12 protein-coding genes are annotated in these 15,158 nt (G+C 62.8%); all 12 read right to left on the bottom strand.

The annotated features are described in order from the left end of the window. Positions 1-120 precede the first annotated feature (120 nt). Entirely contained in the window at positions 121-1,047 is a 927-nt protein-coding gene (locus DNK50_RS05970) for an ABC transporter permease (protein WP_099583719.1), read from the bottom strand. Then, positions 1,044-1,994, bottom strand: a complete 951-nt coding sequence (locus DNK50_RS05965; RefSeq protein ID WP_112193093.1) for an ABC transporter permease — start codon at positions 1,992-1,994, stop codon at positions 1,044-1,046. The genes DNK50_RS05970 and DNK50_RS05965 overlap by 4 nt, the downstream gene beginning before the upstream one ends. Next, a complete protein-coding gene (locus DNK50_RS05960) occupies positions 1,987-3,510 on the bottom strand; it encodes a sugar ABC transporter ATP-binding protein (RefSeq protein ID WP_112193092.1) in 1,524 nt (507 codons plus the stop codon). Before DNK50_RS05960 ends, DNK50_RS05965 begins: the two co-directional genes overlap by 8 nt. Further along, the gene (locus DNK50_RS05955; protein WP_112193091.1) at positions 3,510-4,496 is read right to left on the bottom strand and encodes a sugar ABC transporter substrate-binding protein; all 987 of its coding nucleotides are present in this window, start codon (positions 4,494-4,496) and stop codon (positions 3,510-3,512) included. Before DNK50_RS05955 ends, DNK50_RS05960 begins: the two co-directional genes overlap by 1 nt. A 345-nt stretch (positions 4,497-4,841) precedes the next feature. Further along, the gene (locus tag DNK50_RS05950; protein WP_112193090.1) at positions 4,842-6,284 is read right to left on the bottom strand and encodes a lipopolysaccharide kinase InaA family protein; all 1,443 of its coding nucleotides are present in this window, start codon (positions 6,282-6,284) and stop codon (positions 4,842-4,844) included. After that, entirely contained in the window at positions 6,284-7,036 is a 753-nt protein-coding gene (locus DNK50_RS05945) for a lipopolysaccharide kinase InaA family protein (RefSeq protein ID WP_099583725.1), read from the bottom strand. The genes DNK50_RS05950 and DNK50_RS05945 overlap by 1 nt, the downstream gene beginning before the upstream one ends. Further along, entirely contained in the window at positions 7,033-7,767 is a 735-nt protein-coding gene (locus tag DNK50_RS05940; protein WP_099583726.1) for a lipopolysaccharide kinase InaA family protein, read from the bottom strand. The genes DNK50_RS05945 and DNK50_RS05940 overlap by 4 nt, the downstream gene beginning before the upstream one ends. Continuing rightward, positions 7,767-8,573: a lipopolysaccharide core heptose(I) kinase RfaP gene (rfaP, locus tag DNK50_RS05935; RefSeq protein WP_099583727.1), complete on the bottom strand. Its 807-nt coding sequence runs from the start codon at positions 8,571-8,573 to the stop codon at positions 7,767-7,769. The genes DNK50_RS05940 and rfaP overlap by 1 nt, the downstream gene beginning before the upstream one ends. Beyond that, on the bottom strand, positions 8,570-9,694 hold the full coding sequence (locus DNK50_RS05930; RefSeq protein ID WP_099583728.1) for a glycosyltransferase family 4 protein: 1,125 nt from the start codon (positions 9,692-9,694) through the stop codon (positions 8,570-8,572). Before DNK50_RS05930 ends, rfaP begins: the two co-directional genes overlap by 4 nt. Next, entirely contained in the window at positions 9,694-10,755 is a 1,062-nt protein-coding gene (waaC, locus tag DNK50_RS05925; RefSeq protein ID WP_099583729.1) for a lipopolysaccharide heptosyltransferase I, read from the bottom strand. The genes DNK50_RS05930 and waaC overlap by 1 nt, the downstream gene beginning before the upstream one ends. A 1-nt stretch (position 10,756) precedes the next feature. Beyond that, on the bottom strand, positions 10,757-11,791 hold the full coding sequence (gene waaF / locus DNK50_RS05920) for a lipopolysaccharide heptosyltransferase II (RefSeq protein WP_099583730.1): 1,035 nt from the start codon (positions 11,789-11,791) through the stop codon (positions 10,757-10,759). A 54-nt stretch (positions 11,792-11,845) separates the two neighbouring features. After that, entirely contained in the window at positions 11,846-14,785 is a 2,940-nt protein-coding gene (glnE, locus tag DNK50_RS05915) for a bifunctional [glutamate--ammonia ligase]-adenylyl-L-tyrosine phosphorylase/[glutamate--ammonia-ligase] adenylyltransferase (protein ID WP_099583731.1), read from the bottom strand. Between the last annotated feature and the right edge of the window lie 373 nt (positions 14,786-15,158).

The following is a 15,158-nucleotide window of genomic DNA, read 5'->3' as shown; positions in this document are numbered from 1 at the left end:
AAAAAGTGTGCTTCCTGCCTGGGCAGGAAACAGCTAAAGGGCGGGATTATAGCGTAAAAGCAGCAGGAAGCTGTTAGCGACGAGCGGTTAGCGGAGGTCGACCACCCTGCTGAGCGCCGGCTAGTTGCGCTCCAACATTCGCCGACTGGCAAAACTGAAGCTCAGCACGATAAAGATCAGCACGCCGGTCGCCACTTGCTGCCAGTAGAAGTTCCAGCCGATCAACAGCAGGCCGTTGGCGATGACGTTGATAAACAGCACGCCCAGCAGGGTTCCTGGAATGTTCGCCCGGCCCTGCCGGCTCAAGGTGGTGCCGATAAAGACCGCGCCGATGGCATTGAGCAAAAAGGCATTGCCCGACAACGGCACGTAGGCGCTGACCGTAGAACTGAGCAACACCCCCGCCACCCCGCAGGCCAGGGCAGTCGCCAGGGCCACGACGCTGACAATCCGCTGCACCGACAACCCTGAGTAATACGCCAGCAGCGGCTGGGTGCCTTGGGCCAGGAGTTCACGACCCAGGCGTCCGCGTGCCAACGCCAAGCCGTAGAACAACGCCAGCCCCAGCACGATCAGCAAAGGCGCAAGGCCGCTCAGTTCCGGCTTCAACCCCTGGCTGATGTAGATGGGCTGGCCGCCGTCCGAGAGCAATTGCTGGGCGCTGGTGCCGATAAACAGTGTGCCCAAGGTGGCAAGAAATGGACTGATCCGCAGCCCGGCAATCAACCCGGCATTCAGCACGCCGACCAACAGCGCCGCGATCAACGCACCGGTCGCGGCAACGGCCCAGCCATGCCCGCCATTGAGCAGCACCACAAAACTGAAACTGGCGAAATCCAGCGCGGTGCCCACCGACAGGTCGATGCCGCCCGCCGCCACCGCGTACGTCATGCCGATGGCAACAATGGCCAGCAGCACAAAGTTATTCAGCACCAGGCTTTTCAGGTTGCCACCGCTCAGGAAGCCCGGTGCCTGAACAGCAAACACCAGCACGATCAACGCAAATACCAGCGGCAATGTCAGCGGCAGCAAGGCGCGCGGGTTCATGAGCCGGCTCCCCGATTCAATGCGCTGGACGCGGCCACCACCAGCAGGATCAGCACACCTTGCACACCGTTGACCCAGAAGTTCGACAGGTTGAGCAACTGAAAGCCGTTGATCAGAAAACCGATCAGCAACGCCGCCAACAACGTCCCAGGAATACTTGCCACCAGCCGGCGGGAAAACACCACGCCGAGAAAGGCAATCGCCACCACCGACAGCAGCATGTCGCCGGAGCCCGTAGTGCTGCCGCTGAAAAACGCCGCCGAACACAACGCAGCCACCCCGGCGCACAGGCCCGACAGCGCATAACTCGACACCCCATAGGCGCGCACGCGAATGCCCGCCGCCTGCGCCGCCTGGGGATATTCACCCACCGCGTGCAGGCGCAGGCCGTAGGCCGAATGCTGGACCAACAAGGTCAGCAACCCCGCCGTCAGCAGCAACACCCAGGCCAGGGCGGGCACCGCCAGCCAACTGCCGCCGCTGAGCACGTCCAGCAGCGGTGAGTCGGTGGAAACCACGGTATTTTCCGTCAGCACCAACTCCAGCCCCGCCAGCACATTCATGCTCGCCAGGGTGGCCAGCAGCGGCGGCAGGCGCAGCAGCACCACGGCCAAGCCATTGAACAGGCCGACTGCCAGGCCACAGCCCAAGGTCAACAGCAGGGTGAGCCCCAGCTCCAGCCCGGCATTGTTAAGGCGGCTGAACACCGCTGCGCACAGCCCCAGATTGGCCGCCAGCGACAGGTCGAGCCCACCGGCCAGCACATTCGAGCCGCCGCCGATAATCACGCCGGTCAGCCCGAAGGCCAACACGCCGAGAATCGCCGATTGACTGAACACATTGGCCAGGTTGCCCGGCGACACAAACCCCGGCGCCGCCAGGGCAAACCCCAGCAGAATCACCAGGAATACGCCCGCCGAACCCCGGCGCAGTATGACCTCAAGCATGCTCGACCTCCCTCGCCCGCACAGCTGCCGTGGGCACGGCGCCCGTTGCACAGGCGAGCAACTGATCGCTGTCGACCTCCCCCGCACGGAACTCACCGGCAATCTCGCCGCGATGCAGCACCAGGATCCGATCACTGATCCCCAGCAATTCCGGCAAGTCCGATGACAGCACCAACACCGCTGCGCCCTCTTCCACCAGGCGCCCAATCAGCCGATAGATTTCCACCTTGGCGCCCACATCCACGCCCACACAGGGCTCGTCCAGCAAGTACACCGCCGAGCGACGGCTGAGCCATTTACCCAGGGCAACCTTCTGCTGGTTACCGCCGCTCAACTGGCTGACGGCGGCGTCAGGCCCCGGCGTCTTGATCGCCAGTTCCTCAATCAAGCGCGCAGTTTCCGCCTGCTCGTTGCCCCGGTTCAGCAAGCCCCAGCGGCTGAAGCGCGCGAGCCCCGCCAGCGTGAGGTTTTCCAGCACCGACAGCAGCGGCGAGATGCCTTGGCTACGCCGCTCCTCCGGCACCAGCGCAATGCCGTCGGCAATCGCCTGGCCGGGTGACCGCAGGCGCAGCAAGCGCCCGTCCAGATGCACACTGCCGCTGTCGGCCCGCTCGACGCCGAACAGTGTCTTGAACAATTCCTTGGCGCCGGAGCCGACCAGCCCGGTGAGGCCAACGATTTCACCGCGCCGCACCTGCAGGTCAATCTGCCGATAACGCCGCGCCAGACTCAGCCCGCGCACCTGCAACAGCGGCGCGCCCAACTCGACCCTGGCCTTGGGGTACATCTCCTGCACGTCGCGGTTGACCATCAGCCGCGCAATCTCTGCGCTGGACGTGTGCCGTGGCTGCACCACCGCCACATCCCGACCGTTGCGCAGCACCGTGACGTCGTCGCACAGGCTGTCGATTTCCTGCAGGTAATGAGAGATGTAGAGGATCGAAAGCCCTTGGTCGCGCAGGCGCTTGACGATGCGCAGCAGCTGGTCGACCTCGCGCTTGACCAGCGCCACGCTGGGCTCGTCGAACACCAGAATCTTCGGTTGGCGAATCAGCGCCCGAGTGATTTGCAGCACCTGGCGTTCGGCACTGCTCAGTTCACTCACCAGCGCGCCGGCAGGCAATTGCAGATCAAAATATTCCGCCAGCAAGCGCTCGGCCTCACGTTGCTGGCGGCGTCGATCCACAAAGGGCCCGCGCCGCAATTCATGCCCGAAAAACAGCGCCTCGCCCACGGTAAAACTGGCGGGCAACAGCCGTTCCTGATGGATGAACTGCACACCCAGCACATCCACCTGGCGCGGTGACAACGCGGCGTACGACTGACCGTCGATGCTCACCTGCCCCGCGTCGGCCGTATGGATACCGGCCAGGATCTTGATCAAGGTCGACTTGCCCGCGCCGTTCTCGCCCACCAGCCCATGGATGCTGCCGCGCTCGACCTTGAGGCTCGCATCATCCAGCGCCTGGGTAGCGCCAAAGCGCTTGCGCAGGTGTTGCAGGTGCAAGGCCGCCATCAGTCACCCCGCAGCTGTTGAACCTGCGCCAGGTTGCCGGCGGTGGTCAGCAAGGTGGCGACATGGGTTTCCTTGGGCAGATCACGTTGCCCGGCCAGGTAGCGCGCCACGTTCTGCACGGCCGTCTTGCCGATCAGCGCCGGTTGCTGAGCCACCACCGCACCCACCGGCGAGTTCGCCTGACTGAGCAGCGCCAGGACTTCGGGGGTACCGTCGACGCCGTAGGTCTTGATCTCAGTGCGCTTGGCATCGATCAACGCCTTGCTCGCGCCCAGTTGCGGAATATCCCAGGCCGACCAGATCGCCGAAACACTGCCCTGCGGGTATTTGTTGAGCAACGCCGACACCTGGGAGTAGGCGTCCTGCACGGTATTGGGGATCACGTCACGCAGCTCGGGCTGGATGATTTCCAGCTGTGGGTAGTCCTTGAGCGCCAGCTTCAACTGGTCATAACGAATCGCACACACCGGCACACCATAGAAACCATTGAACACCAGGATCTTGCCCTTGCCGCCGGCGTCCTTGATCAGTTGATCAGCCAGGGCCTTGCCGGTGGCCACGTTGTCGGACGTGGTGTTGTTGAGGCTGTACTGCGACGGCGCATCGATGGTGAACAGCGGAATCCCGGCCTTGCTGATGCGCTTGAGCCACGGGTCGATCACGCTGAGCGTGCCGAGGGTCTGGATCACCGCGTCGGGCTTCTGGGTAACCACGGTTTGCAGCTGGGTCACCAGATTCTTGTCATTGCGCCCGGCGTCGAGAGTGATCGGCGTACCGCCCAGGCGCTTGATCTCATCCACCTGGGCCTGGAACGCCTTGATATCGAAATAGTGACTGGTGCCAGTCATGCTCACCGCAATGCGCTTACCGGCCAGGGACGGCACGGCGCCATCGCCTTCGCCAGCCTGGACGACGGCGGCGTGACCCAGCAGCACAACGGCGCCGAGGCAGATCAGACGGGAAAGCGAGGAAAGACTCAAAGGCATACAAGGCTCCGCGTACGGCTGGTGAAAGGGTTCACCAGGAGGCATTGCAGAGGCCGCGCCAGGATTTTTACGTATAAAAATCAGCCGGATAAGAATATTAATCGCGTAAGTGCTGTCGCTCTCCACTCACAAGTGCACAAGCACTGTTGCCCACACAACACTTAAGGACAGCACAATAACTGTGGTGAGCGGGCTTGCCCCGCGCTGGGCTGCGAAGCGGCCCCCAAAACCAGCCACTACGACTTACCAGGAACACAGCGCTGCTTCTAGTGGGGCTGCTTCGCAGCCCAGCGCGGGACAAGCCCGCTCACCACAGGAAGACCGCTTACCAAAGCAAGACCGCGTTCAGTCGATGGTTTTGGGCAGTCGCTGATCAATCAGTTTGTACAGCGCGCTTTCCTGCGGCCAGTTACGCATAAACCGCGCGCGATCCCTGGCGAAGGCCGGGGCGAAGCTGGCGGCGGAGTTGTGTTGGCACATGGCATCGAGGTCGATGAGGGCCCAGTGGTCTTCGTGCCAGAACAGGTTATGGCCCTTGAAATCGCCATGGCTGATGCGTTCGCGGATCAGTTCGGCAAACAGTTTATCCAGCGCCACCAGCTCATTTTCCGGTGCGTCACCTTGCTCGATGTAAGGCGCGAAGCGCTCGATGATGTCCGGGCCCGGCAAGTATTCGGTGATCAGGTAGGCACGGCTGCGCAGCCATAAAAAGCGTTTTTCCAACACCGCCAGTGGCTTGGGCGTGGCGATCCCGAGGAACGCCAGGCGGTTGCCTTCGCGCCAGGAATGCCAGGCGCGGCTCGGGCGCCAGAAGCGCTTGAGCCAGTGGGCGAAACCCTTGATGTTGTAGCGCTTGATCACCAGCGGGCGACCGGCCACTTCTACCTTGGCCACGCTCGCAGCACCACCGGTCTTGTACAGGTGGCCCTGGTCGAGCAGCGCATCGGCCTGTTCCAGCACCGGCAGCATCGCGGACTCTTCTTCGCGACGCATCGCGCGCAGGCCAAAGGCGCCTCGCTCCACGCTGAATAACGTGCATTCGCGGCCCACCTTGCTCAAAAAGTCTTTCAAGCGCCAGGCGCTGACCTTGCGCACCTGTTTTTCCAGGGCTTGCAGCGGCAAGGCGTGTTCGCCGTTGCTCAGCAGGTAATACACCAGCAGCTCTTCGGTAAACGGCTCAAGGTTTTTCGGCAACTGGGCGAAAAACACGCCCAGGTTCTCCAGCACGCGGTTACGCGACAACGGCTTGCCGGCCTCTTCGACGCGGATACCGGCGCCGTCGATCAGGTACAACTTGCCGCTTTGACGCAGCAGGTTGTCCAAGTGCAGATCTTCCTGCCACAACCCTTTGGCATGCATTTGCGCAATCGCGCCCAGCGCTTCGGCAAGCACGGCGGTTTGTTCGTCGGCCAATGGTGGCAGGCCTTCAACGGCATGCCAGGCATCGGCCAGGCTTTCGGCGCCTTCGATAAATTCGAATAACAGCCAGCCGCCCTCGCCTTCCTGCAGGCCATCGGCGAGCAACAACGGTGTAGTCAGGCCCTGTTGGGCCAGCAGGCGTACGCCAGCCAGTTCACGCTGAAAGTGCCGAGCGGCCTTGCCGCCCACCAATAACTTGGCCAGCACCGGGCGCCCGCGCCACACGGCTGCGCCCACGTAACGTTCGCCAGGCAACACGCGCAACAGGCTCAGCAGTTGCAACTGGCCGGGGCCTGCCGCATCCGCGAGGTCAAGAGTCAGGGGCAGGCTCGGTGTGCGGCCGGCGCTTTTCAGCTCGGACAGGCGCATCAGCGGTTCTCCTTGTGGCTACGCCGGGCCGTCAGGCGTTGCAGCCAGGTGGCGACCAGTGCGCTGTCTTCAGGCTGATCGAGGTAAGCCGCCAACAGTTGGCGCACCTGCGCGTCCGACCACTGCGGTGCACGGCGCAGCAACGGCTCCAGGTCCTTGACCCGATCACGCCAGCCGAACAGCAGCGGGCGGGTTTTCTCCAGGTCGATCAACTGCGCGGCGTAACCGTCGCCGGTCGCCTGCAGGAAAATATGCTTGGGGTAAAAGCAGCCATGCACCTGGCCGACGCTGTGCAACCGGCGCGCCAGTTGGCCGCACGCCAGCAGGATCGCGTGGTGCTGGGCGTCGCTCAGTTGCAGCCACTGCTCCAGCAATGAATCCAGGTCATTCCAGCCGTCGAGGGCACGGGTCAGCAGCATTGCACGGTGTTCACCGGCGACTTTGCGCTCGCCGTAAAACGCCGCCTGCAACGCCGGGATACCCAGCGCGCGGTAACGGCTGATATTGCGAAATTCGCGGGAGAAACTCGGCTCGCCCAACGGTCGGTGCAAGCTGCGCGTGAGGTAGTTGCTCTGGCGCTTGAGGTAATACCCGTGGCCATCGAGCTCCAGGCGAAACACGCTGCTCCAGCCGCCACGGCTGGTGTTGGGCTCATCCACCGCGTCCAGTTGCTTGGCCCACAGCGCGTCGAATGTCGCGAGGCCGTGGCGCTCCAGCAAGGCACGGTCTTCAGCCGCCAGGAAATCACTCATTCGCGTCCCTCGAAAAACTTCACTACGTGGCGGATCCGCCGCTTGTCCGAATCGCTCAGGTGCCGACACCCACGGTACTGCATGTAGAAACGCAGGCGCTGGGTGGCCGACAGGTGATACTTGGCCACCTTGTCCAGGCAGGCCAGGTCTTTGGTGATGCGGTACTTGAGCCAGAAACCGCGCCAGAAATCGCCGTTGGGGCAGTCGATCAGGTACAGGGTTTGCTGGTCGTCGATCAGCAGGTTGCGCCATTTCAAATCGTTATGGGTAAAGCGCTGGTCGTGCATCGTGCGCGTGTACTCGGCGAGCTGGCGGCTGACGACATCGACCCATTTGGGGTCGCGCAGGCGCGCATCTTGGCGCTCGGCCAGCACCGAAAGGTCTTCGGTATTGGGCAGCTCACGCGTGATCATCGCGCCACGGTCGTAGGCCAGGCCATTGCGCTCCAGGCCCCACGCGACCACATCGGCGGTGGGAATCCCCCACTTGGCGAAGCGCTTGAGGTTCTGCCATTCGGACTTGACCCGCGGCTTGCCCAGATAGCGCCGCAGGCCCTTGCCGGCACCGGTGTAGCGCTTGACGTAGTAATTGACCCCACCGCGCTCGACCCGGATCACTTCCGACAACGGGTCGCGGGTCAGCCGCTCACCTTGCAGGGCGAACACCGCTTCGAGGCTTCCAAAATCATCCGCCAGGGCGGCATAGGCAGGTTCCAGGTTCCAACCCGCCATCAGATCGCATCCCCGTAGCGTTGCTTGCGTGCGTAAAGCTTGTCGGCCTTGCGCTGCATCAGGCTCAAAGACGCCGATTGCTCGGTCAGGATCTGGCGCAGCGGCTGGCGGAAATAGCCCTTGAGGAAGCGCAACTTGTCGCGCCGGGTCAGGCCGATGTCCAACGCCGAGTAGTACAGCGCGGACAGGTCCTTGTCGCGCCAGCGCAGCGGCAGATGGGCACGCATCTGGGCGCGGTGCAGGTCGATCACCGAGAGCTTGATGTCGCGTGGGTCGATCGGCTTGGACGTGTCCAGCAGGAAGTGGCACAGGTAGCAGTCGCGATGGTTCACGCCGCCCCGGTGCATGTCGCCGACCATGCGCGCCAGCTCGGCGGTGAGCGCATGGCGCAAGGCCGGTGTTGGCGGCTCGGCGACCCAGTTGAGGGTCACGTCTTCGAGGCTGAGGGTCGGCGCCAGTTCTTCGGTGATGATGAACGAGTGCTGGTCCGCCGGGTTACTGCCTTTTTCGCCGAAGGCCACACCGGTCATGGTCGGTACGCCGATCTCCTGCAAGCGGTGGATGGCATCCCATTCCAGGCCCGCGCCCAGTACCGGCAGTTTGGCGGTGATCAGGTTCTTGAAGATTTCCGCCCAACCGATGCCCCGGTGGATTTTCACGAAATACGGCCGGCCATCCACCACCGTGCGCAACGTGCGACGCGCAGCCAGTTCACGGAATACCTGGCCTTCGAGCTTCTCGACTTCGGCGAAGGCATCACGCCCGGCCCATAACGTCTTGAACGGTTCGGCAAGAATCAACTTCATCGTTTTGGCTCCGCCAGAATCACATCCGCAGCGTGCTGCGGCATGCTATAGAGGTCGGCCGTCTCGGCGAAGGCCAACCCATTGCGGCCCCAGGCCGCGCGCTGTGCAGAATCGGTCAACATCCGCGCCAGGTACTGGTTGAGCTGAGCCTGCTCGAACGGCTCATCCAGCACCAGGCCACTGTCGGCTTCGGCGATGTAGTGGGCATAGCCACACACGGCAGAAACCAGCACCGGCAACCCGGCCACCACGGCTTCGAGCAACACGGTGCCGGTGTTTTCGTTGTACGCCGGATGGATCAGCAGCTCGGCGCCCAGCAGGAAGCGCGGAATATCGCTGCGGCCCTTGAGGAACTGCACATTGTCGCCCAGCCCCAAGGTAGCGCTTTGCAGCTGGAAGACTTTGGGGTCGTCCTGACCGATGACAAACAGGCGCGTGCGTTTCTTCAGCTCAGGCGGCAACGCGGCCAAGGCCTTGAGGCTGCGGTCGACGCCCTTGGTCTTGAAGCCGGAGCCGATCTGCACCAGCAACAGGTCGTCATCGCCAAGGTTGAATTCCTGGCGAAACCCTGCGCGGATTTCGGCCGCATTCGGCGGCGCGCGACGGTCCTGGGCAATCCCCGGCGGCAGCAGATGGAAGCGCTCCAGCGGGGTGTCGTAATGCTTGATGAACAGCGGCTGCTGCACTTCGGAGATCATCAGGACTTGCGTCTTGGCATCCTTGGCAAACACCGCACGCTCGTACTCGGCGAAGTGCTTGTAACGGCCAAAGCTGCGGTACAGCGAATGACGCAGGTTTTGCGCCTTGTCTTCGAAGCAGCCGTCGGCGGCGTAGTAAACGTCCAGGCCGGGCATCTTGTTGAAACCGATCAGGCGGTCCACGGGGCGCTTGGCCAGATCGGCCTCCATCCACGCACTGAGCTTCTCGTTGCGCTTATGGTTGAAGAACGCCTTGACCGGCGCCACCAGCACTTCGAAGCCGGGCGGGATGTCGCCTTCCCAGATCAGCGTGTAGACCCGAATCTGATGGCCGCGCTGCTGGCACTCCAGGGCGATGCGCATGAAGTCGCGCTGCAGGCCACCGAAGGGGAAGTATTTGTACAGAACAAAAGCCAGTTGCATCAGTGCAGCTCCTCAGCCAATAACAACGTGCTCAGCCGGCTTGCCACACGCTCAGGGTTCAGGCGCGTGAAGCACAGGGGCGACTCGCGCTTGATGTCGAACCGACGCAGGTCGTCGGCCGTGGGTTGATAAGTACATTGCTTTTGCAGGCACGGCGCGCACGACCAGTCGCTGCCGAGGTGAATCTGGCCCTTGCCGTAGGCGCCAGTCAGGCCGGGGTTGGTGGGGCCGAACAGGGAAATGGTCGGCACGTCCAACGCGGCAGCCAGGTGGCCGAGCCCCGTGTCCACCGCCACGCAGGCACGGGCGCCGGCCAAGACACGGGCGACGCCAGCCAGATTGAGCTTGGGCAGCACTTCGGCGTTGTTCAGGCCTTGGGCCAAACGCTCGGCGCGGGCTTTTTCGGCGGCGTTGCCCCACGGCAGCTTCACGTCCACGCCCAGGCGGCCCATGCGCTCGGCCAGCTCGCGCCAATAGGCTTCGGGCCAGTGCTTGGTGTCCCAGGTGGTGCCGTGCAGCAGCAGCACGAAGGGTTTTTTCGGCGGCAGGCCGAGCAGTTTTTCGGTGCTCAAGCCGTAATCGCCCAGGCCTTTGGGCAGGTCATAGCCCAGCGCCACGGCGAACAGCTGGCGCAGGCGCTCAACCGCGTGTTGCCCACGGGCCACGGCCAGACGACGCGAATAGAAGCGCGCCGCGATGGGTTCACGGGCAGAGTGCTTGTCGAAGCCCGCTACCGGCGCACGCACATAGCGGGTCAGCCAGGCACTTTTGAGCAGGCCTTGGGCGTCGATCACCAGGTCGTATTTGGTCGACTGGATCTGCTGCTTGAAACGCCGCCACTCACCGCTCTTGAGGGTCTGCCAGAGGTTCTTGCGCCAGCGGCGGATGGCCACCGGGATCACTTTGTCCACCGCCGGGTGCCAGGTGGGGATCTCGGCAAAGCCTTCTTCCACTACCCAGTCGAATCGAATGCCGGGGATCGCCCGCGCCGCGTCGGTGAGTGCCGGCAGCGCATGAATCACGTCGCCCAGGGATGAGGTCTTGATTACCAGTACCCGCAACTCAGTGAACCTCGACCGCAGTGCCCTGCAACCGCTGCAAAGCTTCGTTCACCGGCTGCGGCAGTAATTGGCGCATGCAGTTGTAGTGGCCGAAACGGCAGGTACGGTCAAAACACGGGCTGCACTCCAGGCCCAGGCGCACCACTTCGACCTTGTCGGCCAGGGGCGGGGTGAAACCTGGAGACGTCGAACCGTACACCGCCACCAACGGGCGGTTCAGCGCCGCCGCCACATGCATCAGGCCGGAGTCGTTGGACACCACCGAATCTGCGCAGGACAGCAGGTCAATCGCCTCGGCCAGCGACGTGTCGCCACTGAGGTTGACCGACTCTTCGCGCAGGCCGGGAATCAGGCGCTGGCGAATCTCTTCACCCACCGGGTGATCTTTTTTCGAACCGAACAACCACACCTGCCAGCCTTCGCGAATCTTCATCTCGGCGACTTTGGCGTAGTGCTCCGCCGGCCAGCGCTTGGACTCGCCAAACTCCGCGCCTGGGCACAGCGCCAACACCGGGCGGTCCAGGGTCAGGCCGAACTTGGTCAGGGCCGCGTCGCGGGTTACCGGGTCGATCTGCAGGCTCGGGCGCGGGTACGGCTTGGGCAGCTCCGCGCCAGGCTCATACGCCAATGCCATGAAGCGTTCGATCATCAGCGGGTAGCGCGCTTTATCCAATGTGCGCACATCGTTAAGCAGCACGTAGCGAAACTCGCCGCGCCAGCCGGTGCGTTTGGGGATGCCGGCAAAAAACGGCACCAGCGCCGATTTCAGCGAGTTGGGCAACAGGATCGCCTGGTCGTACTGGCCGGCCAGGGATTTGCCGATGCGACGACGGGTGGCAAGTTCCAGGGCGCCGTGGCCGAGCGGGAAGCTCAAGGCCTTGCGTACTTCGGGCATGCGCTCAAGGATCGGCCGGCTCCACTCAGGGGCGAGCACGTCGATCTGGCAGTCTGGATGGCGCTGGCGCAGGCACTGGAACAGTGTCTGTGCCATCACCATGTCACCAACCCAACTGGGCCCAACGATCAGAATATTCATGTAGTTTCCACAAACGATGCGGGGAGGCTTATGCCTCCCCGCCCTAATAGTGTTTCAGCTCAACCCCAGCGCCTGCCAGATGCGCATCACCTGTCGCCGTTCATCGGCGAACTGATCCCCCGCCACCGTACCGGCCTCGTTCTGCAAGGCCTGGCGATGTGCCGCGGAACGGTAGGCCTTATACACCTCGCGCAGTAGATGGGCATCGGCGGCGGGCATCAACCCCACCTGCTCCAGGCCTTCCAGAATGCGGATATTGTCGGTGTAGCGCAGCAACGACGGGTGCTGGGCAGACCACGCCAAAGCCGCGTATTGCACCATAAATTCAATATCGACGATACCTCCGGCGTCCTGCTTGAGGTCGAACACCGCAGCAGCGTCGAACGCATTGGCGCCGGTACCGGCCGTAGTGGCCTTGGTGCCCAGGTTGTCACGCATTTTGGCGCGCATCTCGCTGACCTCCTGGCGCAACTTCGCCAGGTCTCGTTCACGTCCCAACACTTTAGCCCGTACCTGCTCGAACGCACGCCCCACATCCTGGCTGCCCACCAGCACCCGCGCGCGGATCAGGGCCTGATGTTCCCAGGTCCATGCTTCATTTTGTTGATAGCGGTCAAATGCGCCAAGGGAACTCACCAGCAAGCCTGACGCGCCGGAAGGCCGCAGGCGCATGTCCACTTCGTACAGTTGGCCGGAGTTGGTCTGGGTGGTCAGCAGGTGAATGATGCGCTGGCCCAGGCGCGTGAAGAACTGCGCGCCGTCAATCGGTTTGGCGCCATCGGTCTCGGCCTGCGGGTCGCCATCGTGGATAAACACCAGGTCCAGGTCCGAACCATGCCCCAATTCGATGCCGCCGACTTTCCCATAACCGACAATGATGAACCCAGGATCGCACAGGGTGCCGTCCAGCCGCTGCGGCGAGCCATGGCGCGCCACGGTCTGGCGCCAGGCCAGGGCCAGCACTTGTTCGAGGATGGCTTCGGCGAGCCAGGTCAGGTAGTCACTGACTTTCATCAACGGCAGGCTGCCGGCGATTTCCGAGGCGGCCACGCGCAGGCGGTGGGCGAGCTTGAAGTGACGCAGGGCTTCCATCTGCTGCTCAAGGTCGTCTTCGGGGATGCGCGTGAGGCGCTCGCGCAACTCAGCGGCGAGTTCCGGCGCCAAGGGCGGCTTGAACAGACGACCTTCGTTGAGCAACTCGTCCAGCAGCAGCGGGAAACGGGTGATCTGCTCGGCAATCCACGGGCTGGCCGCGCAAAGGGTCAGCAGGCGGCGCAGGGCATCGGGGTTCTCCGTGAGCAGTACCAGATAGGCGGAGCGGCGGGCGACGGCCTCCACCAGTGGCAACACGCGCTCCAGCACCAAGTCCGGATTGGCATGTTCGACGGCCTGGGCCAGCAGACGTGGGATAAACGCATCCAGACGCTCACGGCCGAGGCGCTGCATCGCACGTAACTGCGGGCTGCCACGCAAACCCGCCAGGGCCTTGAGCGCCTTGGGCGCGTCGGTGAAACCGCCTTCGGTCAACTGGCGGCAGGCGGCGTCTTCATCTTGGGATTCTTCCCACAGTGGCAACCACTCACCGCCTACGACTAACTCGCTTTCTTCGCCCTCTTCTTCATCCGGGTCGGCAATCACCTGGCGGAAGTGCCAGTCCACCCGGCCACGCCAGTACATCAGGCGCTCATGGAATGCGGCCCAGTCGGCAAAGCCCAGCATGAAAGCGATGCGCGCCTGGTCTTCCGGGGTGTTGGGCAGCATCTGGGTCTGGCGGTCGGCAATCGCCTGGATCGCGTGTTCGGTGTAGCGCAGGAATTCGTAGCCATTGCGCAACTCGGCGATCACCGCCGGCGGCAGGTAACCCTGGCCTTCCAGCGTGCCAAGCACTTTGAGCAGCGGGCGCTGCTGCAGGCTCAAGTCGCGACCGCCGTGAATCAACTGGAATGCCTGGGCGATAAACTCCACCTCGCGGATGCCGCCAGAGCCTAGCTTGATGTTGTCGGCCATGCCTTTGCGCCGCACTTCCTGCTGGATCAACTGCTTCATGGTGCGCAGCGCTTCGATGGCGGAGAAGTCCAGGTAGCGGCGGTACACGAACGGTCGCAGCATATCGAGCAACTGCGCACCGGCCACCTGGTCGCCAGCGACTACACGCGCCTTGATCATGGCGTAGCGTTCCCAGTCGCGGCCCTGATCCTGGTAGTACTGCTCCAGCGCATTAAAGCTGAGCACCAGCGCACCCGCCGAACCGTAAGGACGCAAGCGCATATCGACGCGGAACACAAAACCGTCGACGGTCATTGGGTCGAGGGCCTTGATCAGTTTTTGACCAAGCCGAATGAAGAATTCCTGGTTATCCAGTGAACGCTTCACGCCCACCGTCTCGCCGCCTTCGGGGTAAGCAAAGATCAGGTCGATATCCGACGAGAGGTTCAACTCCACCGCGCCGAGCTTGCCCATGCCCAGGATGACCATGTGCTGCGGCTCGCCGCTGCGCCGGCCAGTGGGAGTACCGAACTGCACGCAGTGGCGCTGGTACAACCATTGATAGGCCTGGTCGATGCTGGCGTCGGCCATGTCGGAAAGATCACGGCAGGTCTGCACCAGATCCGCCTGGCGGGTCAGGTCGCGCCAGATAATCCGTACTTGCTGGCGCGTGCGCTGGCGACGCAAGACGCGGCCCAGTTCGTCTTCTGTTTCAGCCTGTTGCACAGCGCCTGCAATCTGCCCGCACAACTCGCCCGGTGCAAAGCCGCGGTCCAGCTCGCCCCAGGCCGCCAGCTCCAGCAACATCAAAGGGTCACGAACACTCTGTTCAATCACGAAATCACTGGCGGCGCACACGCGGGTGAAGTCGGCCCAGCGTTGCGGCGTCCACTCAGAAAGGCCATGATCGTCGTCCAGCGCGGCCACTGCGTCACGAAATGACTGCTCGGCCCGCTGGGCAATTGAAAGGAGAATGGCCGGCAATTCGGCCAGCGTTGGAAGGCTCATGGTCTATCCTTGATCGGCGTGCAAATGGCTTGTAGTTGTGAACGCAAGCACGGCGCTCGATGAAGGACTGTCGAACAAAGGTTATAAATAGCTGAAAATTGATAATTTTTGGCAGGTAACATTAAGCTCATACCTTTTCTTGTTCGCAAAAGATCAACAATAACGATTATGCTCACCAGCCAGACCGAGCCATACGCTCAGTCTTGTGTAGTTTTACTACTCGTATATACATTCGAAAGGCTGAAATGGCCGACGATTTGTAGTAAAACTACAGGACGCCGAAGCAACCTTCGGCCATCCAAGAATTTATGTCGTCTGCCCACAAGGCCAGTCGCAAACTTCAGGCAACCGATTCTGGTAGCCTTTCCGCCCT

The sequence above is a fragment of the Pseudomonas sp. LG1E9 genome, assembly GCF_003290225.1.
Taxonomy (GTDB): domain Bacteria; phylum Pseudomonadota; class Gammaproteobacteria; order Pseudomonadales; family Pseudomonadaceae; genus Aquipseudomonas; species Aquipseudomonas cyclaminis.
This window is presented reverse-complemented; position numbering and strand designations above follow the sequence as displayed.